The sequence below is a fragment of the Streptococcus mitis genome, assembly GCF_946188375.1.
Classification (GTDB): domain Bacteria; phylum Bacillota; class Bacilli; order Lactobacillales; family Streptococcaceae; genus Streptococcus; species Streptococcus mitis_CX.
The window spans coordinates 249,089-271,420 of the sequence record NZ_CAMHUS010000001.1 but is presented as its reverse complement, the minus strand read 5'-3'; the positions used below and the strand labels follow the sequence as shown (position 1 = coordinate 271,420).

24 protein-coding genes and 2 pseudogenes are annotated in these 22,332 nt (G+C 33.9%); 22 read left to right on the top strand and 4 right to left on the bottom strand.

All coding sequences use genetic code 11. The features are described from left to right. Window positions 1-18 precede the first annotated feature (18 nt). The 19 genes and pseudogenes from N8M16_RS01255 (at window position 19) to N8M16_RS01165 (ending at window position 16,325) form a co-directional block, all read left to right on the top strand. On the top strand, window positions 19-261 hold the full coding sequence (locus N8M16_RS01255; protein WP_000627865.1) for a hypothetical protein: 243 nt from the start codon (window positions 19-21) through the stop codon (window positions 259-261). A 16-nt stretch (window positions 262-277) separates the two neighbouring features. Continuing rightward, on the top strand, window positions 278-1,132 hold the full coding sequence (locus N8M16_RS01250) for a VirB6/TrbL-like conjugal transfer protein, CD1112 family (RefSeq protein ID WP_001054256.1): 855 nt from the start codon (window positions 278-280) through the stop codon (window positions 1,130-1,132). Between the two features lie 53 nt (window positions 1,133-1,185). Beyond that, window positions 1,186-1,545, top strand: coding sequence for a PrgI family protein (locus tag N8M16_RS01245; protein WP_125450891.1), 360 nt, complete (start codon window positions 1,186-1,188; stop codon window positions 1,543-1,545). Continuing rightward, a complete protein-coding gene (locus N8M16_RS01240) occupies window positions 1,496-3,853 on the top strand; it encodes a VirB4-like conjugal transfer ATPase, CD1110 family (protein WP_261069517.1) in 2,358 nt (785 codons plus the stop codon). The genes N8M16_RS01245 and N8M16_RS01240 overlap by 50 nt, the downstream gene beginning before the upstream one ends. 11 nt (window positions 3,854-3,864) lie before the next feature. Then, window positions 3,865-6,678: a phage tail tip lysozyme gene (locus tag N8M16_RS01235; protein WP_261069516.1), complete on the top strand. Its 2,814-nt coding sequence runs from the start codon at window positions 3,865-3,867 to the stop codon at window positions 6,676-6,678. 237 nt (window positions 6,679-6,915) lie between these two features. Then, on the top strand, window positions 6,916-7,482 hold the full coding sequence (locus N8M16_RS01230; RefSeq protein ID WP_261069515.1) for a PBECR4 domain-containing protein: 567 nt from the start codon (window positions 6,916-6,918) through the stop codon (window positions 7,480-7,482). Between the two features lie 151 nt (window positions 7,483-7,633). Continuing rightward, window positions 7,634-8,071 (top strand): thrombospondin type 3 repeat-containing protein, encoded by a 438-nt coding sequence (locus tag N8M16_RS01225; protein ID WP_261069514.1) that lies wholly within the window; start codon window positions 7,634-7,636, stop codon window positions 8,069-8,071. Beyond that, window positions 8,041-8,316 (top strand): annotated as a pseudogene (locus N8M16_RS01220) (transposase); the annotation flags it as partial. The gene N8M16_RS01225 and the pseudogene N8M16_RS01220, both read left to right, overlap by 31 nt. Before the next feature lie 261 nt (window positions 8,317-8,577). Then, window positions 8,578-9,156, top strand: coding sequence for a DUF4230 domain-containing protein (locus N8M16_RS01215; protein WP_000493216.1), 579 nt, complete (start codon window positions 8,578-8,580; stop codon window positions 9,154-9,156). Window positions 9,157-9,322: 166 nt separating this feature from the next. Beyond that, window positions 9,323-9,505: a glutamate synthase gene (locus N8M16_RS01210; RefSeq protein WP_240149465.1), complete on the top strand. Its 183-nt coding sequence runs from the start codon at window positions 9,323-9,325 to the stop codon at window positions 9,503-9,505. Between the two features lie 247 nt (window positions 9,506-9,752). Beyond that, window positions 9,753-10,394 (top strand): peptidylprolyl isomerase, encoded by a 642-nt coding sequence (locus tag N8M16_RS01205; RefSeq protein WP_261069261.1) that lies wholly within the window; start codon window positions 9,753-9,755, stop codon window positions 10,392-10,394. Window positions 10,395-10,403: 9 nt separating this feature from the next. Further along, window positions 10,404-11,489, top strand: coding sequence for a DUF3991 domain-containing protein (locus N8M16_RS01200; protein ID WP_261069513.1), 1,086 nt, complete (start codon window positions 10,404-10,406; stop codon window positions 11,487-11,489). A 50-nt stretch (window positions 11,490-11,539) separates the two neighbouring features. Continuing rightward, entirely contained in the window at window positions 11,540-11,773 is a 234-nt protein-coding gene (locus N8M16_RS01195) for a DUF5965 family protein (RefSeq protein WP_000152419.1), read from the top strand. After that, window positions 11,770-12,153: a DUF5945 family protein gene (locus N8M16_RS01190; protein ID WP_000159212.1), complete on the top strand. Its 384-nt coding sequence runs from the start codon at window positions 11,770-11,772 to the stop codon at window positions 12,151-12,153. Before N8M16_RS01195 ends, N8M16_RS01190 begins: the two co-directional genes overlap by 4 nt. 37 nt (window positions 12,154-12,190) lie before the next feature. Next, a complete protein-coding gene (locus N8M16_RS01185; RefSeq protein ID WP_247933347.1) occupies window positions 12,191-12,463 on the top strand; it encodes a hypothetical protein in 273 nt (90 codons plus the stop codon). 70 nt (window positions 12,464-12,533) lie between these two features. Next, complete coding sequence (gene pezA, locus N8M16_RS01180) at window positions 12,534-13,010, top strand: type II toxin-antitoxin system antitoxin PezA (RefSeq protein ID WP_000579597.1); 477 nt, start codon at window positions 12,534-12,536, stop codon at window positions 13,008-13,010. Beyond that, window positions 13,010-13,780 carry a type II toxin-antitoxin system toxin PezT gene (pezT, locus tag N8M16_RS01175; RefSeq protein WP_261069512.1) on the top strand — a complete coding sequence of 257 codons (771 nt, stop codon included), beginning with the start codon at window positions 13,010-13,012 and terminating at the stop codon, window positions 13,778-13,780. Before pezA ends, pezT begins: the two co-directional genes overlap by 1 nt. A 453-nt stretch (window positions 13,781-14,233) precedes the next feature. Continuing rightward, window positions 14,234-15,580, top strand: coding sequence for an ATP-binding protein (locus tag N8M16_RS01170; protein ID WP_261069511.1), 1,347 nt, complete (start codon window positions 14,234-14,236; stop codon window positions 15,578-15,580). Further along, the gene (locus N8M16_RS01165) at window positions 15,573-16,325 is read left to right on the top strand and encodes a hypothetical protein (protein ID WP_004248111.1); all 753 of its coding nucleotides are present in this window, start codon (window positions 15,573-15,575) and stop codon (window positions 16,323-16,325) included. The genes N8M16_RS01170 and N8M16_RS01165 overlap by 8 nt, the downstream gene beginning before the upstream one ends. Before the next feature lie 135 nt (window positions 16,326-16,460). On the opposite strand, the pseudogene N8M16_RS01160 reads toward N8M16_RS01165, so the two are convergent. Both N8M16_RS01160 and N8M16_RS01155 read right to left on the bottom strand, forming a co-directional pair. Continuing rightward, window positions 16,461-16,876, bottom strand: a pseudogene (locus tag N8M16_RS01160) (IS30 family transposase); the annotation flags it as partial. Window positions 16,877-17,182: 306 nt separating this feature from the next. After that, window positions 17,183-17,572: a hypothetical protein gene (locus N8M16_RS01155; protein ID WP_261069510.1), complete on the bottom strand. Its 390-nt coding sequence runs from the start codon at window positions 17,570-17,572 to the stop codon at window positions 17,183-17,185. A gap of 200 nt (window positions 17,573-17,772) precedes the next feature. Here N8M16_RS01155 and N8M16_RS01150 point away from each other — a divergent pair, with 200 nt between their 5' ends. Genes N8M16_RS01150 through N8M16_RS01140 form a run of 3 tightly spaced genes read left to right on the top strand, consistent with a single transcriptional unit; the run spans window position 17,773 to window position 20,192 of the window. Next, window positions 17,773-18,105: a LytTR family transcriptional regulator DNA-binding domain-containing protein gene (locus N8M16_RS01150; protein ID WP_024057774.1), complete on the top strand. Its 333-nt coding sequence runs from the start codon at window positions 17,773-17,775 to the stop codon at window positions 18,103-18,105. A gap of 10 nt (window positions 18,106-18,115) precedes the next feature. Then, window positions 18,116-18,856, top strand: coding sequence for a response regulator transcription factor (locus N8M16_RS01145; protein ID WP_261069509.1), 741 nt, complete (start codon window positions 18,116-18,118; stop codon window positions 18,854-18,856). Window positions 18,857-18,866: 10 nt separating this feature from the next. Beyond that, window positions 18,867-20,192: a GHKL domain-containing protein gene (locus N8M16_RS01140; RefSeq protein WP_261069508.1), complete on the top strand. Its 1,326-nt coding sequence runs from the start codon at window positions 18,867-18,869 to the stop codon at window positions 20,190-20,192. Window positions 20,193-20,743: 551 nt separating this feature from the next. On the opposite strand, the gene N8M16_RS01135 is transcribed toward N8M16_RS01140, so the two are convergent. Both N8M16_RS01135 and N8M16_RS01130 read right to left on the bottom strand, forming a co-directional pair. After that, complete coding sequence (locus N8M16_RS01135; RefSeq protein WP_261069507.1) at window positions 20,744-20,875, bottom strand: hypothetical protein; 132 nt, start codon at window positions 20,873-20,875, stop codon at window positions 20,744-20,746. Window positions 20,876-20,965: 90 nt separating this feature from the next. Continuing rightward, complete coding sequence (locus N8M16_RS01130) at window positions 20,966-22,324, bottom strand: bacteriocin secretion accessory protein (RefSeq protein WP_261069506.1); 1,359 nt, start codon at window positions 22,322-22,324, stop codon at window positions 20,966-20,968. Between the last annotated feature and the right edge of the window lie 8 nt (window positions 22,325-22,332).

Genomic DNA, 22,332 nt, shown 5'->3' with positions numbered 1-22,332 from the left:
ATAGAAAAGAGGAAATAGATGATTACGCATTTTAAAGGTTTTGTTTATGGAGTAGACGCAAGTGCCATGTTTGCACAAGCTATGTCTTTGTTACAGAAGGGATTGATTGCAGTTGGTGCCTTTCTCGTTGTTGTGGGGATTGTCAACCTTGCAACCAATATTAAAGATGGTGGACCAGGTGTTCGGAATGCCATTCTGGAAATTGTCGGTGGTGTTATGGTAGGGGCTGCTGGAGCCTTTGTAACTCAAATTTCAATTTAGGAGGATAAACAATGACATGAATCTTAGTTTAGTCTCTCCCTTTGTTTACCTTGCATCTGAAAAAATATCAGCTGAAAATTTATTTGAAGGATTTAATGTAGATTTACAATCTACGGTAGATCTGATTAAATCTCTATCTAGCTACAATCCAACAGTATGGACTTACATGTCTAGTATTACTAAAAGTGTCATGCAACCTCTCGGAGTTGCGATTTTATCAGTTGTTCTCATCCTAGAATTTTCGAAGATGGCAAAGAAGATTGCTAACTCAGGAGGAGCGATGACCTTTGAAGCATTGGCGCCGATGTTGATTAGTTACATTATGGTCGCAGTTGTAATTACCAATACTACCGTTATTGTAGAGGCTATCATCGGGATTGCGAGTCACGCCATTGAACAAGTGGCTTCGATTGTGGCTCACGGTGGGGCAAAGTATGATACCATTTCTGGATTAAAAGGGTCAGGATTTATTGGCCGGATGATTGTGGGCTTTTTCGCCCTCCTAATTTGGCTAGTTCGGATAGTAAGTGCAGCCATGGTCAATCTTTTGGTATCTATTCGATTTATTCAACTCTACCTTATGATTCCATTTGCCCCTCTTACGATTCCAACATTTTTAAGTGATGAGTGGAAGTCTATTGGTATTGGCTATTTAAAAAATATTATGGTCTATGCGGTACAAGGGGTTCTTATTTTTCTGATTGTTTCTCTTGTTCCTTTGTTTGAATCTGCTGGGAAAATAGCTGTTTCAAATGGTGCAGGAGTCCTGCAATCACTTGCGATTATGTTTGGTAGTTTAATACAAGCTATCTTACTGATTATTGCCCTCGTTGGTTCTCAACGTACGGCTCGCTCAATCTTAGGTATGTAATTAGATAAAGGCTAGGAAGTGATTGCTTCTTAGCCTTTTTAGAAAGGAAAGTCATGAATACACGTGTCTTTAAAGACATCTCAAAATACCAACACAGGGCTTGGATAGGTTTCACCACAAGACAAATCATCTTTGTTTTACCAGCCTTTATTGTCACAATTATTGTTTTGGGCTTGAATCTCTTTTTCTGGCAATTTGGAGATTGGTTTGTTTACGGTTTTGTGTTTGCTTTTACCATCCCCCTCATGCTTTTTGGAGTCTATAAACCCAATGATTTATATTTTGAACATTATTTGAAATACCGTCTTCATTTTGAACTAACGGTTCCCCTACGCACAATTACAGGAAAGAAAGGATCTGAATATGAAAAGAAAATCAAATACATTAAAGAAACAAAAAACTTCAATGACTAATAAAAAGAAAGAAGTTAAAGGGAAAAAAGAGGAAGTGTTACCCTCTACGGCTAATACGCTTGCCTATCAAGCCCTGTATCAAAATGGTCTGATGCAGGTAAAAGAAGATTATTTCTCACAAAGCTATTTACTTGGTGATGTCAATTACCAGACCGTTGGTTTAGAAGATAAGGGCGCAATCATTGAGAAGTATTCTGATTTGATTAACTCCCTAGATGACCAAACCAACTTCCAATTGACTATCTTTAATAAAAGATTGAATTTAGAAAAGTTTAGACAAAGTGTTTTGTATGAGGAAAAAGAAGATGGATATGATACCTATCGTAAAGAATTGAATCGGATGATGAATCAGAATTTAGACAGTGGTGAAAATAATTTTTCAGCTGTGAAACTGATTAGCTTTGGTAGAAAGGATTCTAATCCCAAACAAGCCTATCGTTCCTTGTCTCAAATAGGCGAATATTTCAAGAGTGGTTTTTCAGAAATTGATGCACGTTTTGAATCCTTGGCTGGTGAAGAACGGGTGAACTTGTTGGCGGATATGCTTAGAGGAGAACACCATCTTCCTTTTTCTTACCGTGATTTAACGAGATCTGGTCAGACAACTCGTCACTTCATAGCACCTAATCTCTTAGATTTTAAAAACAAAAATTACCTACAAATCAATGACCGCTTATTGCAGATTGTCTATGTGAGAGACTACGGCATGGAATTAGGTGATCAGTTTATTCGAGACCTCATGCAAGGAGATTTGGAATTGATTGTGAGCCTCCATGCTCAAAGTTCGACCAAGGCAGATGCCATGAAGAAACTACGAACGAAGAAAACCTTGATGGAATCCCAAAAGATTGGGGAACAACAAAAACTTGCTCGTACAGGTATCTATTTGGAAAAAGTAGGCCATGTATTAGAAAGCAATATCGATGAAGCTGAGGAACTCTTAAAAACCATGACAGAGACAGGAGATAAACTATTTCAAACAGTCTTTTTGATTGGTGTTTTTGGTCAGGATGAAGAAGAACTCAAACAAGCCCTAGACACGATCCAACAAGTGGCCGGCTCAAATGACCTAATAATTGATAAACTTCCCTATATGCAAGAAGCAGCCTTTAATAGTTTGCTGCCATTTGGTTGTGATTTTTTAGAGGGAGTATCACGGAGTTTATTAACATCTAATGTAGCAGTGAACTCACCTTGGACTTCAGTAGACTTACAAGACCGCAGTGGGAAATATTACGGTATCAATCAAATCTCAAGCAATATTATTACTATTGATCGCAGCCTATTAAATACACCGTCTGGTCTGATTTTAGGAACATCTGGAGCTGGGAAAGGGATGGCAACCAAGCATGAAATTATCACGACCAAAATCAAGGAATCTGGTGAAAATACCGAAATTATCATCGTGGATCCAGAAGCAGAATACAGTGTCATTGGACGGGCTTTTGGTGGAGAAATGATTGATATTGCGCCAGATTCCCAAACCTATCTCAATGTCCTTGACTTGTCTGAGGAAAATATGGATGAAGATCCTGTAAAGGTAAAATCAGAATTTCTTTTATCCTTTATCGGCAAGTTATTGGATAGAAAAATGGATGGAAGAGAAAAATCGATTATCGACCGAGTTACGAGACTCACCTATCAGTCATTTAAAGAGCCTTCTTTGGAAGAATGGGTCTTTGTCTTGAGTCAACAACCAGAAGAAGAAGCGCAGAATTTGGCACTTGATATGGAACTGTATGTTGAAGGCTCTCTTGATATTTTTTCTCATAAGACCAATATTCAGACAGGATCTAATTTCTTGATTTATAACGTTAAGAAGTTAGGAGATGAGCTGAAACAAATCGCTCTTATGGTAGTGTTTGATCAGATATGGAATCGTGTTGTTCGGAACCAAAAATTAGGGAAGAAGACCTGGATTTATTTTGATGAAATGCAGCTTCTCTTATTAGATAAATATGCCAGTGATTTCTTCTTTAAATTGTGGAGTCGTGTCAGAAAATATGGAGCTAGTCCGACTGGGATAACTCAAAACGTCGAAACCTTATTGTTAGATCCAAATGGTAGACGGATTATTGCAAATAGTGAATTTATGATTCTCCTCAAGCAAGCAAAAAATGACCGAGAAGAACTGGTTCAACTCTTAGGCTTGTCAAAAGAACTCGAAAAATACCTTGTCAATCCAGAAAAAGGGGCAGGACTGATAAAAGCTGGTTCAGTTGTCGTACCCTTTAAAAATAAGATTCCTCAAGGTACTCAATTGTTTGATATCATGAGTACGGATCCTGATAAAATGGCTTCTAATTAAGGGGAAGTAGAATGAAGGATAAAAGAAAAATCATACGTGCCCGAAAGGCATTTAGAAGAAGCCTAAAAGATGAGAAAAAATTCTTGAAAAAAGGAAAGAAGGAGGTAAGGAAACAGAAAAAAGATTCCGCTGTACTGGATGATAAAGCATGGAAAAAAGAGATAAAAGAAAAGCTAGAGGAGATGAGAGAAGCTTCAAAGGATAGAGTAAAACAAGCAAATGAAGACTACAATCATATTCTTCAAAATAGTCCTCTATCTCTTTTGAATCGTAAAGAATTAAGAGACAGACGATTGCCTCATGCTAGGAAACGATTGAAAATAGCCAAGAAGCAATTTAGAGAAGCCAAGGTAGAAGCAAAAGAAGAAAGAAAAGAGAGTCGTAAAGAAAGAAAAACCAATCAAAAATTTCTCTACGGTCAGGAATCAAAACAAAAATCTAATTTTTTCTTTCAAGGGAAGAGTTTAGAAGAATTAAAAGCTAAGAAAGAAGTCAAGGCCGCAAAAGAGAATCTAAAATCTACTAAACAAGCCTATAAGTCCAAAAAAGTCAGTAGGAAAGCCAAAACTTTTCTTTATGTCCTTGGACGTGAAGGTGGAGAGTTAGCTTCAGAAAATGAAGATTTAGAAGGTTATCGCACACTTCAAGAGACAATTAGAAAAGGAAAACGCTACAGTCGGCTTTCTTATAACCTTGGAAAAGCTAGTGTCAAAACAGGACAAGCAACAGGTCGTTTTACCAAGAAAAGACTGACCAACACAAAAGAGCGATACCATCATTTTAAGGCTGGAAAAGGATGGAAACTAGGGAAAGAGAATCCAAGTTCCTTTAAAAATCGGTATCGAAAATTAAAGAAACAAGGTCTTACTAGTGTCCGAAATATCTATCAAAAACTAAAAGCAGCCTTTTCCTTCTTTACATTTGCGGCTGGAAATCCTGCAACATGGATAGTTGGAGGATTAGTCTTTCTTCTCTTATTTATGATGAGCTTCTTTTTAGGATTTTCATCTGCTAGTTTGATTCAACAAGATGAATTTGAATTAACAAAAGCTTATACCCACCTAACTTGGGAAGACGCAGAACATACTCGTACAAATGACAAAGGAATTACCTATTACACAAAAGTTGATGATGTGATGGGGTATATGAACTTTAAATTCCATGACTATGAGTTACACAAACCAGTTCACTTATTTAGTTCAGAAACTTACAAGGATTATCTATCTACTTTGTGGCATGATTTAAACGATGGGGAAGATTTGAAATCCATGCAAGACCTCTATGAAACTCCTAAGTATAAACTATCAAAAGACGATCAAGAGGAAATGAAGGAACTAAAAGAAGAGGGTGTGTATGCTTCCATGCAGGAATTGGACAATCCATTTGAGGGGAAAAGCAACGAAGATAGTCTAACCATGACTTATCGTTATGGATACTATGATTTAGACGGAAAACCTACTCTTCAGGAGTACATTCTACTAGAAGCCAAGGCTCACCAAACGATTGTCGCACCAATGGATGGGGTAGTATCTCTAGATGGTGACAATGTAATTCTCACTAATGGAAAAGGAGAGAATGAGAGTCGTTTAACCTTGTATTCTATTCATAATGGCCGTGCGATTGAGGGGACAAGAGTCCTAACGGGTGATATTATTGGTGAAACACCAGACGATACAGGTTTGAAAGTTTCCTATCAAAAGTATAAGAACAAGAAAGAAAAATTGGTGTACGTCAATCCGCAATTTTATTTTCCCAAAGTCATTCAACTTCAGACCACTATCTTACCTGCCATTGGTCAGTTTGGTGGGGATGAGTTTGAACATGCAAAACATATTTATGATTTTTTGAAATCTCAAGGGGCAAGTCCCCAAGCCATTGCGGCTATTTTAGGAAATTGGTCGGTAGAGTCTTCTATCAATCCTAAACGAGCTGAAGGAGATTATTTATCTCCTCCAGTTGGCGCTACCGATTCCTCATGGGATGATGAAAGCTGGTTAGCAATTGGAGGTCCAGCCATTTATAGTGGTGCTTATCCTAATATTCTTCATAGAGGTCTAGGTTTAGGGCAATGGACAGATACAGCAGATGGGTCAACACGTCATACAGCCTTGTTAAATTATGCACGCACCCAAAATAAGAAATGGTATGATTTAGACCTACAACTTGATTTTATGCTTCATGGGGATAGTCCTTACTTTCAAAGTTGGTTAAAAGATTTCTTTAAAAATACGGGCAGTGCAGCTAATCTCGCCCAACTCTTCCTCACCTATTGGGAGGGAAATTCTGGTGACAAACTACTGGAAAGACAAACCAGAGCAACGGAATGGTATTACCAAATTGAAAAAGGCTTTAGCCAAACAAATGGAGGACAGGCAAAGAGTGACCCGCAATCCCTTGAAGGTGTTCTTGGGGACTTGTATGATCATTCTGTTCCTGGTGGTGGAGATGGTATGGCCTATGCCTATGGACAATGTACATGGGGTGTTGCGGCTCGTATGAACCAGTTAGGCTTAAAATTAAAAGGTAGAAATGGAGAAAAGATTTCAATCATTAATACCATGGGAAATGGTCAGGACTGGGTTGCGACAGCTTCAAGTCTTGGAGGGGAAACGGGCTCAATACCAAGATCAGGTGCTATTGTTTCTTTTGTAGGAGGTACACATGGCACACCAGCTATCTACGGTCATGTAGCTTTTGTAGAGAAGGTCTATGATGATGATTCTTTCCTTGTGTCTGAAACTAACTATGGTGGCAATCCTAACTATACCTTTAGAAAAATTTCGCAAGCAGATAGTGCCATTAGTTTTGCTTATACTACGAAATAGAAGAGTTTACACTTGAAATTTTAACCATTTTCAGGTAGAATAAATAGTGTAGATGAGTAGTCGGCTCATGGTCAATCTGATAGTAATCTTGGACATAAGGGCCAAGCGGTGGCGGACACCAGAACGAAATCCGATAGCAATCTTGGACGTAAGGGCCAAGCGGTGGCAGACACCAGAATAAACCGACTGACTAGGTGGCTTACAGACTCTGTAAACCACCTTTTTTGTGAGGAAAATATGGCAAATTCTAGAGATTATCGTAATCCAAATTACACCGAAAAAATAAAACTTCAGCGTTTTTTTACTCCGTTACAAATCGCGGCTTCTTTTTTTAAAGAACACTTCGTTGGCAAAATCATGTATTATGAAACAGAAATAGAAAGTGTTGAACTTCATTTTTCACCTACTAATTTCATGCACCTATGTGGTGTTGATTACCGAAAAGGTGCAGGCAGTTTCTTTGACGATTGTTTAAATAGGCATGTCATAATTGATGAGTTGAAAATAAAAAAAGATGGAACCACAATGCAAAAGTTACAGGTTTTAGGATCCATTGAGGAGTTATTGGGAAAGCATGTTCATTTAACTGGTTCAGGACGTTATTTGTATTTGGAGTTTGATTATGCTCTACGTACAAGAAAACAGATACTAGCATTAACATTGAAAGAGACATCAAGGAAAATTGTTCCTCAATCTTTATTAGATTTGAAGAGAAAGACAGTATTTCCAAAAGGTCAAAAAGTAATTTCAATTTACTCAAAACATTTACAAACGTCGGAACTTTTTTATTATTTAAAAGATTAGTTTACATATCTTTTGTGGCATAAAATATATTTTTATCATTTCCAGGAGAACGCAGTTTTGGCTCGTTCTCTTTTTTTGTTGTGATACTTCTTTCAAGTAATATTTGGTAGAATTGGAGTGAAAAAAGATTAACTAGGAAAGAAGGATGTATATGGAAACCATTTATCAACGTGATTCGGATCAGGATGGACTGACTGATGCTCAAGAATTGGCGCTAGGAACCAATCCTCTTAGCGCAGATTCTGATGGTGATGGTCGTTCAGATTTAGTGGAAGTAGAAGAAGGAACCAATCCCTTAGAAAAGGATTTACAAGACATAGACCAAACAAGTATAACTGAACCGTCTTCAGTATTTATGGAAATGAAACAAAAGATTTTAGATATGATGGAGAGTCACTACAAGGAATTTATACAGGCTCTGATTAGTATTGAAACAGGGATTGAAAACCAACAAGACCTAGAAGACTTATATACTTACTACATGAGAACAGATTCTGTTTCTCTTTTGTCTAGTGATTTAGAAACCAGTTCTCAAGAGGTTGAAATGGAGATAGAGTTAAGGAAACGATTGAAGCAGCTACGCAATTAGACCTATCTCCTGGTTTAAAAAGAGTATTAAAGACTCTTATGACTTACTTGCCATATATTCAAAATACTTGTGAGTATCCAACTAGAACAAATGGCCCTATTGAAGGAATAAACAATAAAATAAAAGTGCTTAAAAGAAATGCCTACGGCTTTAGAAACTATTACCATTTTAGAAATAGGATTATTTTAATAACAAAAATGTTTGGCCCAAAACAAAAAGGAATTAAGCAACAATTAGTTGCTTAATCCCTTCCTAAATTTCTTCATCAACACTATTTGACAAAGAGCCCTTTTTTAGTGCTCAAAATAGCACTCAATTTTAAATGGATTTGGTGTTCAAAAAATATAATCAAATGCAACAAACTAATTTCATTTTTAATAGGCACAATTAATTTTAGAAGATAGTACGAAAAAATATTGACTATTTTCTTTAGAATGTGTAAAATTTAGATAGATTATTTAAAGTGAGGTTTTTTTATCTTGTCTATATTAAAGAAGAAAGTTAATATGTTTAGTGTACTATTGAATGTGGTATTAATAGCTATTATAGCTATTGGAGTGCTATTTTTCTTACCTAAGGAACATAAATCAGAAGTCAAATCGTCAATTAATATCGAAAGTATTGAAAAAGTGAATGAAGTTGTATTTTTGAATGCGGGAATTAATGAAATTATTTCTGAAACAAAAACAACTCAAGTTTTTGGGTTTGATGTGCCGTTCTCTAAAAAAGCAGCATTAGTAATTTTAAATTATAAAGCTAAATTTGGAATTAAAAGTAGTGTAAAGGTTGAACAAATAAGCGAAAAAGAATATAAGGTTATTGTTCCAAAATTGGAAGTAATTGGTGTTGAACTTTCAAAAGATAATCCTTATGATTTATATGATAGTCATGGAGAGTTATTAAGTGGAACTACAGAAGATATTGATACTGGGAAATTGGTCGCTAACCAACTTTCTAGTGATAAACAAGCAGAGTATTTAGATAAATTTAAGAGTGAAATTAAAGAATCTGCAATCAATTATTATAAAACAATATTTTCTTCAATGGATTCTGAAGTAAAAGTAACTATAGAATTTACAGAATAATTTTTGAAATACAAAACCCTGGCCATCTCTGGTCAGGGTTTTGTGTGGTTCTATAATTTTTAGGGTTGATGGAAATTTTCCACCAACCCTATTTTAGTGTATACAAAAAGGCCAACATCCATTATATTAAAAGCGCTGAAACCTAAAACAAAAGAATGATGACCATATGAACAATATACTAGAAGCTACACTACAAATCAAAGATGCACACAATGAAGGTGTTACATTCCATTTCTTGGAGAATATTAAAGAAGTATTGCGTGATGAGAGTGGGAAAGTAACTGGTGTAAAGGTTATTACAATGGAACTTGGTGAATCAGATGAAAGTGGAAGAAGATCAACGCATTAGGTATGATGATGTTGTATATCTGAGGTGTTTTAACGATCTAGTTTAGAGTTAGACTATCGCTAGGTAGCTTAGAAAGGATGGGGAGTTAAACCATGGTTTTATGAAGAAGGTTGTAGTAAGGTATATAATGTGTATGAGAGGATATAGATGTTAAAATTTTAATAGATATGTTTAACTCATTATGTGATAAAACTTACAAGTCCTTTTTGTTATTCTTGACCTAGTTTTTATAGAAAGAAGGTCTAAGATGTTAAATAAAGTCAAAACTAAAGCCTTAATTAGTGTTGGAGCAGTAGCCGCAACTAGCTTTATTCTCATGATGGGATATACTGCTGGGCAACATTCTACTGCCAAACAAAGTCGCAAAGAGATTGAATTGGCTGCAGCTAAACTTGTAGAGGACAAACAAGCAGAAGATAAGGCAAGTATTTTGTCATCTGATACTGTAAAAGAATTTTTGACGCAGTACTATACGAAAGAAAAGCTCGGAGAAAATAATACACGTATTCAACCTTATATGACTGAATCGGCTTATTCTCAAGAATTGACAAGTCAAAACGATGCTATGAACCAAGTATATAAGGACTATATTTTGGATTATCATTTTGAAAAAGCTGATATCTTTGTCAACCAGACTACGAATCAAGCCATTGCCATGGTCTCTTATAATGTAACCTATGTATCTGATTTAAAGAATGCTAACCAATCAAAGACCAATCAGACAGAAACTAGAACGGTTAAGTTGTCTTATTCGAAACTACCAGGTAAGTTATTGGTCAACCAAGTACAGGTTTGGAAATCTGGCTTAGATGATTTAGATAAGACCACTCCTAAAACTTTAGAAGAATCCTCATCAGTTCCATCATTGCCAAATACTACAACAAAATGATGATGTTTTATGAATATAGAGGAATGTAAGCAAATTTCAATTCTTGATGTAGCCAATCGTTTGGGGATCTCCTTTAAACAAGTTTCGAGCAGTGTCTATGAACATCCTGAACACGATTCATTTCGGATTTTTTCAACTACCAATACTTTTAAATGGTTTTCAAGAGATATTCAAGGTGATGTCATTGATTTTGTTCGACTTGTTAAGGGAATTTCCTTTAAAGAAGCTCTAGCCTTTCTTTCTGAAGAACCTTTTCAAAAAGAAGCTGTTCAAGAAAAAAGAGAGAGACCATTTTATTATCCTTTAAAGAGAGTAGAAGATTCTAACTGCAGTCTGGCTAGATATTATTTAACAGAATGTAGAGGAATCTCAGAAGAAATCATACAAAAGATGATTCAACAAGGTTTGATAGCCCAAGCTAGTTGGAAAACAAATGAAACAGTTGAACCTGTTATCGTTTTTAAAAGCTATGATCATCGTCACAAGCTGCAGGCAGCAAGCTTACAAGGGATTTATAAGAATCACTCTCTTCCTAGAGAGAGGCTGAAAACGATTCTAAAAGGAAGCCATGGACATATTGGAATATCTTTTGATATTGGTAAACCAAATAGACTGGTTTTTTGTGAATCGTTCGTCGACTTGATAAGCTATTACGAACTTCATCAACAAAGTCTAACTGATGTTCGTTTGGTATCTATGGAAGGATTAAAAAGGTCTGTTGTTGCTTATCAAACTTTACGACTAATAGCTGAAGAAAATCAGAAGTTGGAATTTTTAGATACAGTAACACCTTCAAAGTTATTGCATTTGATCAATACAATTCGTGATACCACCAGCTATTTTGATAATCATCCTGATTTATTGACACTGGCAGTAGATTGTGATGAAGCAGGAAAAGATTTTTCTGATAAGTTATCTCAATCAGGATTTCCTGTTTTACTGGATTTACCTAATAATGAATCTGGGAAAGAAAAAATAGACTGGAACGATATTCTTAGAGAAAAGAAATCAGATTTTCAATTTAAGCTTGAGACAGTAAAAGATACATTTGGAAATCCACCAGTAAGACAAACCTCTCAATGTTTAGAATTGTGATAACAAAATCAAGATGTTTTAGCTAATATTAGAATGAAGGAGGATCGTATATGACCATTATTGAACGCTTAGAAGAAAAGGTCACTAGGCAAGAAAGCAAGGTAGCAAGAGAGACAGAAAAACTCGCTGCTTACAAAGAGCAACTAGAGACAGCGATGTTTGCGACGTTCAAAAGGCGTCAAAGCATTAGTCACATGAGTTTTGAAGAAGCTCTTGACCATGCCTTTGGTAAAGAAAGACAATTCGATGATTCTGAATTTAGAAAGGATGAAATGAGTGAATGACAAAAGATTGGAATTTTAATCAACCATTAGAAAGTAAGTCAGAAAATCAAGAAGATCCAGATAAAATTGCGGCCTTATTTGGAAATCATCAAGGAGGTAATGATGTAAATTATGAAGCAGCTTTTCAAAAGCGAAAACAAGCGCCTGTAACGGAATCAAATCCTAGTTCTAAACCCAAAGTTACAGAGGTTAGAACAGGAAAAGAGACAGATATCACTACAAGTTATCAGCAACATCTTAAAAGACTGATTGCAGATAACAATAGCGATATTCAAAGCAGCCAAAAGAAAATTGAAGAGCTACATACGTTGATCGACACAAAGAATAAAGACAATAAGAAATTGCAGTCCATTTATGATGCGATTTCGGAATTACACTAAGCAGTCCTAATAGGCTGCTTTTTTTGAGAGGTTATAGATGTTTACAAAACTTTTTAAGAAAAACCAAGACAATAGTGATGTATTTAAGAAGCTAATTCATAGACTATCTGATATGTCTGTCCAAGATCTTGAAAAAATAGACCGACTGCTAGATATCATTTTCACTCCAGATCAAGGATCAGAACAACTAAAAACAGAATCAACTTATAGAGAAGAAACTTTGGACGACACATTAAAGAAAGCAAAGAATCAACTTCATAAGGAACAATTGGAAAAGAATTTAGAGAGATTTAGGAAAAACAGTCAATAATGCACCAAAAATGGTGCATTTACTTTTTCTAAATGTTATAATGGTGGTATAAAAATAAAAGGAGTTTGCCATGATTGGAAAGAACATAAAATCCTTACGTAAAACACATGACTTAACACAAGACGACTTTGCCCGAATTGTAGGAATTTCTCGAAATAGCTTGAGCCGGTATGAAAATGGAACGAGTTCAGTCTCTACGGAACTAATAGATATCATTTGTCAGAAGTTTAATGTATCTTATGTCGATATTGTAGGAGAAGATAAAATGCTCAATCCTGTTGAAGATTATGAATTGACTTTAAAAATTGAAATTGTGAAAGAAAGAGGAGCTAATCTATTATCACGACTCTATCGTTATCAAGATAGTCAGGGAATTAGCATTGATGATGAATCTAATCCTTGGATTTTAATGAGTGATGATCTTTCTGATTTGATTCATACGAATATCTATCTAGTTGAAACTTTTGATGAAATAGAGAGATATAGCGGCTATTTGGATGGAATTGAACGTATGTTAGAGATATCTGAAAAACGGATGGTAGCCTAATGGAAATCCAAGATTATACTGATAGTGAATTCAAACATGCTCTAGCACGTAATCTTCGTTCACTGACAAGAGGAAAAAAGTCTAGTAAGCAACCTATAGCGATTTTGCTTGGAGGGCAAAGTGGTGCCGGTAAGACTACAATTCATCGTATTAAACAGAAAGAGTTTCAAGGAAATATTGTTATCGTAGATGGCGATAGTTTTCGTTCTCAGCATCCACACTATTTAGAACTGCAGCAAGAATATGGCAAAGATAGCGTAGAATACACCAAAGATTTTGCAGGGAAAATGGTAGAGTCTTTAGTAGCCGAATTGATTAATTTAAGATACAATCTTTTGATAGAGGGAACTTTACGAACAGTTGATGTTCCAAAGAAAACAGCACAACTCTTGAAAAATAAGGGATATGAGGTACAATTAGCCTTGATTGCGACAAAGCCTAAGCTGTCCTATCTGAGCACACTTATCCGATACGAAGAATTGTACGCTATCAATCCAAATCAAGCACGCGCAACTTCAAAAGAACACCATGATTTCATTGTAAATCATCTAGTTGATAATACACGGCAATTGGAAGAACTAGCTATCTTTGAAAGAATTCAAATTTATCAACGAGATAGAAGTTGTGTATATGATTCAAAAGAAAATACAACTTCAGCAGCAACCGTTCTTCATGATTTACTATTTGGAGAATGGAATCAAGTTGAGAAAGAGATGCTTAAATCTGGAGAAGAAAGATTGAAAGATTTAACTAATCGAAATGGTTGTTAGATCTTGAGTTTAAAAATATAGTCTACTTATAACTTTTGTTAGTTGTTCAAGGTGGGTGAAAATTTTTAGAACCAAAAATGTACTGACCCAAAAAGTTAAACAAATAATTTAGACAAAGGATTTAGTTCTATGCTGCATAGGGCTAAGTTCTTTTCTACTTGCCTCCGTGAGCTGACCTGGTTTTCGCCCTTGTATCAAGCTACCAGTATGATTCGGATTATATGGGGGGAGGTGATAGGTCTGTCTTTTTATCTTATCTGGTTGATAGGCTTGGCACATTTGCTGACAGTCATTCCCATGTATATGTTGAATTTTAGTTATTATAGATAGCTAAACCTTTTTTGTCTTGTTTTTAAAAAAACAAGACAAAAAAGGAATTTTTTATACCATTTTTCTTTTTTTCTTTATAAAAAAGTGATATAATAATGTTGAAATATCTAGGAGTTATCGAAAATGGCAATTAAATTGAGAGAACTGACAATTGAGCAAATAAAAAATGTAGATCATGGCAATATAAAGTTTTATGATAGTAATGGATACATTAATCTTTTGGGTATTTATGGTCAAAATGGGTCAGGTAAAACAACAGTAGTGGACGCTATGGATATTTTAAAAACTATTATGGCAGGAAAATCTATTCCTGAAGATAGTTTTGGGATTTTCAATACGAGTGAAGAGCGTCTGCCAAAGATTTGTATAGAAATTGAGTCTGAAAATAATCTTCTACTGAGGTATGAGGCTGAGTTTATTTCAGACGAATCTACAGTGGAACAGAATGTATATCTTGCACATGAAATAATATCTTATAAAGAATTTAGACCACGGACACAGTTCAAACGTTTATTTGAGTTTACAATTTTAGAACGAGATGAATCGGGTGAACTAGAAGGAAGCTTGAAGTCACGTTCCAAGTTTATAAGTAAGGATGCTATAGAAGTTTTAGCAGAGGCTGCACTAAGAGCTAAATCTTCTGTTCTTTTTTCCCAGGAATTTAAAAATCGATTAGAAAAGCAAGAAGGTAAAGAGATAGAAAAGAAAGCCTACCAGATTCTAGAAGAATTTTGTAGTCATATTCGAATTTATACCCAGCGGTATGCGAATTTGACAGGTATGGGAGCTATGCCTATCAATATTAACTATAAAAATGAGAATCATGCTTTCCAAGGTGGACTACCTGCAATCTTAAATAAAGGAGGTACTCCTATACCGCAAGAACTTCTTACTGTGTATGAAGACACCATTCGCTACATGAATGAAATTATTCCTGTTATTATTCCTGATTTAACCTTGAAGATGACCGTGGGAGATTCGACGATTGATTCACAAGAAAATCAATACTATAATGTAAATTTCCTTGCACAACGCAACGGAAAAACTTTTTCCTTAATTCATGAATCTGAAGGAATTAGAAAAATTATCAGTATGATTGGTTTTCTTATTGAAGTCTTCAATAAACCAGGAATTATTGCCTTTATTGATGAAATCGATTCAGGGATATTTGAATATTTATTAGGTGAATTGATGGAAATCTTCTCCAATGATGCCAGTGGACAATTGGTTTTCACTTCACATAATCTTAGAATTTTAGAAATGTTACCAACCCGCAAAATTCGTTTTTCAACGACAAATAGAGAAAATCGATATATCACTCTAAAGGGAGTGAAGATGACGAACAACCTTCGAGACCTATATTTACGTTCTATTCAAATTGGAGGAGCAGATGAAGAGCTTTATAAAGGGCAGAGTCAATCTAAAATGCGACGTGCTCTTAGAAAGGCAGGTAAGTATATCGGTGAGTAAAAAAGAAGAAAAGGTTTTCTTGATTTTTGTTGAAGGAAGTACGGATGCGGACTGCCTGGATTCAATTGTAGATGAATTTAAACAGAAATTAAATTTATCTGATATTACGATAGATATCCAAAATGGAGATATTTTTACTTCGAGTGAAAATGAAAGGAAAAATGGAACTACGATTTTAAAAGACCAATTACTTAGTTATCTAAGAAAGAGCAAATTATCTGCCTCACAGATTGTTCATGTTGCTTTTGTAACAGATACTGATGGTGTATTTATAAATCCTAACGACTATAGCATTGATGCTAGTGTCAATGCTTTTAAATATGATTTGGTAAATAAAAAAATTCTCTTTGAAAATGCAGCTAAAAGAGATAGCGTTCAAAGAATTCGGCAGAAGAAAGCCAAAAAATTAGTATCTGTTATTAAGGAATTGTCTGAAAGTTCATTGACAGTGAAGAAAAAGTCCATTGCATATTCCGTTCATTTTAATTCTATCAATCTTGAACATGTGTTGTTTGATAAGATTTTACCTAGCGAATCCAAAACAGTAGCAGTAGATAATTTATTGGATGATATAGATAATGATCCTTACCAGATGATTGCTATTTTTGAGAGCAAAGCTTTGGGGGAGAATTATATGGATTCTTGGCAACAGATACGTAGATTAGAGATGAATCAGGGTTATACGAATTTGCATATTCTGTTTAAAATATTAGATAGCTTTGAAAAAAATATGGAAGTAGATTAATTTTGACTAGGAATTGAAGTAATTTAATCACTCATAAGAGGTCAAATTACAAGTTTAAGTAAGCCAGCAACAAGTCTTCTCTAGGTGACTTCTAGTTCAAACATTTTTAGGATAGTAATTAATCAAATTTTCAATGAAGTAGATGTATTCCTTAGAAAACACATTATACAAGCGGTTGAATTAGTTCCATTATCTACCGTGATGGAACGAATTTGATGTTGTTTTAAGATGAGTTTTAGAGTCTGATTAACCGCCTCAGCGCTTTTATTTCGAATCAATGGGATGATTTGATGCCTGCTCTTTCGATCCGTTAAGACAAGCAAACAGTAGTTTTTCTCTCTTGTAAGTAGAACGGTATCAATCTCATAATGTTCATTCTCCAATCGCAGATTGATAGCTTCAGGACGCTGTTCGATAGATTTACCAGTGGATTTAAAGTTCGGACTAGCTTGTTTCTTGTTTGCTCTTCCTTTTCTAGGATAAAGCAGATCCTGTTTCGTTACCCCCAATTTTTCATGATGAATCCAGTAGTAGATGGTAGAAATACCCATTTAAGGTGGGCGAAAATTTTTTAGAACCAAAAAACGTATAGTATCGGGTGTTGAAAAACTTGAAATTATGCGTTTTCTTGTGGGAAGATTTACTCCATTCTCTTCAGGAATTGAGATTTTGCCCATCCTCAAAAGTTCCAATCAATTTCAATAACTCAGAAAAAAGACTAAGAAAATATGACTACTTTAAGACGAAACTAGAATTTGCTATCAAACTCTAGCATATGGAGTAAGAAATCAAAATTCTGTAATGGATAGGTGATTACGGATATAAAGTTATAAGACTTGAATCTTTATTTCATAGACTTAATCACTCTTATCCTTCTTAAATTCATAGAGCTCTTCCAAGTAAAAATGAATTTTTTCTTTAATATATTTTAATGATTTGTTATTAGTTATGTCTATAACACCAAACACACTAAAGTGGTTTCTATAAAGCTCATCATAATCAATCTGACTGCCTATGATGATAACTTCTGATTTTTTTGAACTAAATTGGATAGATTTTAAATAGAGTTTCATTTTTTTAGATGTTAGAGACCCTGATTTTATGATAAAATAAGTAGAAGATTTATATTTGTAGTTAATCTGATGTCCTTGTAAAATTTTTGTATTCTTTTTAAAGAAATAATATTTTAAATACAGAGATAAAATATAGCCAAATAAAGAGTAGTGTAAAATTTGAATTGCCTTCATAGCTTTCCTTTCATATTGTATTAGTTTATCAAATGAAGAAAGTTTAGTATTATTGAGATACTAAAAAGTATCTATTTTATCATGAAATGTCTAAATTAAGAAAATTTCTACCATTTAAGATAGTATAGAAACCATTTGAGATTTTTATAATTTAATTTCCATAATTCTGATAAGATTAAACTGATAGAAGGAGGCTAAATATGAAAGACTACATTTTATATCAAGATAGAGCTATCGTAAAGGTACCACTCTCTAAAATTTATTATGTTACAACTCACCCAACAAAAGCTCATGCTGTTCTTTTTGTAACAGCCGAAGGGAATTTTGAAGCTTCAACCTCACTAGCTAAAATTGAAGAGGAAAGTTCAGAAGAACTTATTAGATGCCATAGAAAATTTCTTGTGAATAAACATAAAATAGCAGGATTTAATCATGAGACAAGAACGATTATGTTTATGGATGATAGAGTATCAGACATCGCTTGTTCTAGAAGACACTTTACAATATTAAAAAATCAGTGGAAAAATATATAGGAGTGAAGTAGTGAATATTTTTATACTAGAAGATAATTTTTTACAACAGACTAGAATTGAAAATATTGTCAAAAAAATTTTGGTGGATAATAAGATTGAGTATAGGCATTTTGAGGTTTATGGAAAACCTCAACAGCTTTTAGAGGACATTTCAGAGAGAGGAAATCATCAATTATTTTTACTTGATATTGAAATAAAAGATGATGACAAAAGAGGACTAGACGTTGCTAGAGAAATTAGAAAACTTGATTCTCAAGCAGTGATTGCTTTTGTAACATCACATTCTGAGTTTATGCCTGTATCTTTTGAATATTTAGTATCAGCTATTGATTTCATTGATAAAGAATTACCTGAACCATTATTTATCAAACGAATTGAAAATGTTATTTTAAGTGTTAGCGATAATCAAGGAAGAACAGTATCTGAGGACTCTTTTATATTTACAGGATCCAAAGCTCAAATTCAAGTCCCTTTTAAAGATTTATTGTATATTGAAACATCAACAATTGCTCATAAGTTGACTCTCTATTCCAAACGAGACATAGTTGAATTTTATGGACAATTGTCAGATATTCTTAAACAGGAACCACGTTTATTTCAATGTCATAGATCATTTATCGTAAATCCTTATAATATATCTTTAATTGATAAAGAAAATCGGTTAGTTCATTTTCAGAACGGGTCCTCTTGTATTGTCTCTAGATTAAAAATTCGTCCACTTATGAAAGCTATCGAAAGACTTCATGACTAAGGAGATTTAGATGATATTTTTTCTAGATATTATAGGTACTTTTCTAATGTTATGTATACATGCTAGGGTTTTAGGTGAGAGATTAAATCTGAAAAAAATCGGAATATCCATTATTCTGTTCTATCTTTCAATATTACTATTTATTTTTGTATTTGGATCAACAGAATTTTATTTTTATGGGTCATTATTGAGTTATCCCACTTTTTTTATCTTGTATACTTTGTCTATTGCTGAATTAAGAAGTAAGGTCTCTTTATTACTTTTTTACTCATTATTTCCACTTGGATTTTGGGATGTCATCAAAAATTTTTTAGGTTACTTTGTAATTTATAAAATTCCCATATTGCAAACTATATATGAAACAAATCTAGGAATAATGATTTTCTCTTTACTAGCTAAAATTATTGTGTTATTCCTTATTAATATCTTTCGATATAATTTTAGTCATTTAAAAATAAAGAACTTGGATAGAAAGACAAAATTTATTTTAATTACTGCGGATATTTTAATGATTGCTTATTTTATCTTACCGCCTTATATAAACTACATTGATAAAGTAAGTTGGGATAGAATGTTGGAATATAAAGAATTATTGACAGCAGTTTACTTTTTATTGTTTATTTGTTTTGTTAATCTATTGGATAGAAAATTACTTCAAGAATTACAGGAGAAAGTCGTTCTACAAAAAGAAATTCAATTGCAAAATCTTAGTAATTATAGTCAACAAGTTGAGGGGCTGTATCAAGAAATTAGAAGCTTTAGACATGATTATGCCAATATTTTATCAAGCTTAAAAATAGGTATAGATCAACAAGATATTAATCTGGTTTCTCAAGTCTATGATAGTGTTTTGAAAAATTCTGGTGAAAAATTAAAAGGTAAGCGTTTTGAAGTGGCACAACTAAGAAATATCAATGATTTGGCTCTGAAGAGTTTATTGTTATCTAAGTTATCGGAGGCCCAAAACTTATCTGTTCCAGTTTCCCTGGAGATTAGTGAACGGTTCTCTATAAAAAATATGGAACAAATTGACTTCTTAACAATTACTTCTATCTTGTTAGATAATGCTATAGAGTCTGCAGCAGAAGATGGAATAGTAGTTTGTTTCCTTGAAGATACAGAATGGAATAAATTAGTCATGATTGTAAAAAATTCTACTTTAGAAAGAGAGATAGAATTGAGAGATATATTCAAGCGTGACAATTCTTCAAAAGGCGTAGGTAGGGGTATAGGCTTGGCGAATGTTCGGAGAATTTTAAAATCTTATCCAAATGTATGTTTGAAAACCACAAGTAAAAATTATGTCTTTACACAGATCTTGGAAATAGAACTTTAAAGAGTCTGGGACAAAAAGATTTTGATTTTAGGAATTCTTTATTATAAGTTTTTAAAATCGATAGATTAGATAAAAAAGCGAATAAGACAGAATTCTGAGTATCAGATAACTCGTTTTGTTCGCTTTTTATATTCAAGGCTAGACTTTTGTCCCAGCCTCTTTACTATGATTTTATTTACATCTAAACATAAAATAGTTAGATGTTAGAATTTGGATTTTTAAATATGTCTGCCCTACAAATCTCATACTATAAGAATACAATATGTTTCTGTATAAAATTTATAAGCTGTATTAACCATATAATCTTTATGAATTCTCATTAATCTATAATTTTTTTGCAAATCATGATATAAGAAAACGAGCATCTCCAACTATGGAAATGCTTGTTTTTTGATAGTTTGAATTGTTTTTTTGCCTAACTTCTCTTTAGAGATTCCACGAGTTCTCACGCCAGGTGTTTACTGAAAAAAACTACTACAGTTGACAATTATGCAATAATGTACAATGTTTTTTTATTTTGTCTATTATAAAAGCTTTGACTAGTTAAGAAATCAAGTAACTCTATTGTTGATATGAAAAAAGTCTTCAATCTTCTTCCAAATGTTTTTTCCTCCATTAATCTTTAACATGTCTTCAGAACTAATCGTTGGAAAATTTTTGATAGAAATATCTTTTTTGTCCATTTTAAGACCTCCTTAGTTTTATATTCTAATAATAAATAAAATATTTAAAATAATTTTTAAAAATCCCATAAGGAACCTACATCATGTCATCTATAAGTTATTGAGGATTACATCTTTATAGTAATCAAAGTAAGTTTTTTTAGCAATGATACTCGTTACTTGGCCTTGTAAACCATATTGTATGATGTTACTGTCTTTATCTGTTAGTTGGGCTAGTGCAGTCACTTTAAAAAGATTTCCTTGTTCAGTTTTTGTTGCTGTTCTATCAATAGAATTGATTTTTCCAATTATTGTGATATTTTGATTTCCGATTTTTTCTAGTTTAAGACGTGCGACCTGTTCTTCTTTAAGTAAAGGGACATACTCAGAAGTGACGTAGTAAGTAATAAGTACCTCTTTAGTTTCTTGAATATTGGGATAAATTTGGGCGATTTCACTACCGTTTGGAATTAGAGTTTTTCCATCAAATTCATTATTTAAATGAATGATTCCTGTACCTGGGGCTTTAATAGTGTTGTGTTCAAAGTTAACATTTGCTTGCCCAAGTTGAGCTGTCAGCTCAGTGATTTGTGTTTCAACAGTTGTCAACTGTTGAGATGCCGATTGTAGAAATTGGGTTCGTAGGACTTCTACCTTGGTTCCTAAACTACTATCGTAAGTCGCAACACTTCCTGTACCTGCTCGTTGAATATTAAGACTAGCGATAGAGGATTTTAAACTTGAGATACTCTGATTAATTTGAGAAAGATATTGATCATCTAATCCTTGCTGAGATTGTTGCTGGGATTGGACTAAGTAAGTATTTAAGGTAGCTTTGTGTGGATTGCTAGCCGACAAACTCGAACTTTTATTAGTGATAGCTTGACTAAGTTCCTCATACTCTGCTATTTGTCGGTAGATATTATTGATTTGTTTCTCTATAGCAGTGGCGGTATTTCCTGCTAAAGCTAGTTGATTATTAACCTCTGCATTGGTTTTAGAGATGCCTAACTCAATATCTTGAGATTGGCTAATAAAGTTGTTAAAGGTATTAATATAGCCGAACTCATCTTCACCTGTAAAGAGGTTAGTTCCTTGTGACAGACTTGCTTTGAGAGTCTCGATTCCAGTTTTTTGCCGATTTAGGGTAGCTAGCTGTGTTTCAAGAGCTTGTTTTTGGGATTTCTCCATGGTTTCAGCATATTTGATAACGACGTCATCTTTTTTGACCGATTGGTTATTGGACAGATTATTAGTTGTTATGATGTTATTGCTAGTTGATTGAATTGAAGCGATGACTTGAGTTGGTGTAATCTCTCCTCTCGATGTGACGGTGACTTCTTTTTGGGCAAATAGAGAGAAGATAAGCAAGAAACTTAGTAATAGGACTAATGGGACAATTAAGAGTGTCGCAAAATTATGGTAGCGGCGCTGATAAAATTCTGCACTTTTAAATAGCTTTGGGTTCATGATAAGTC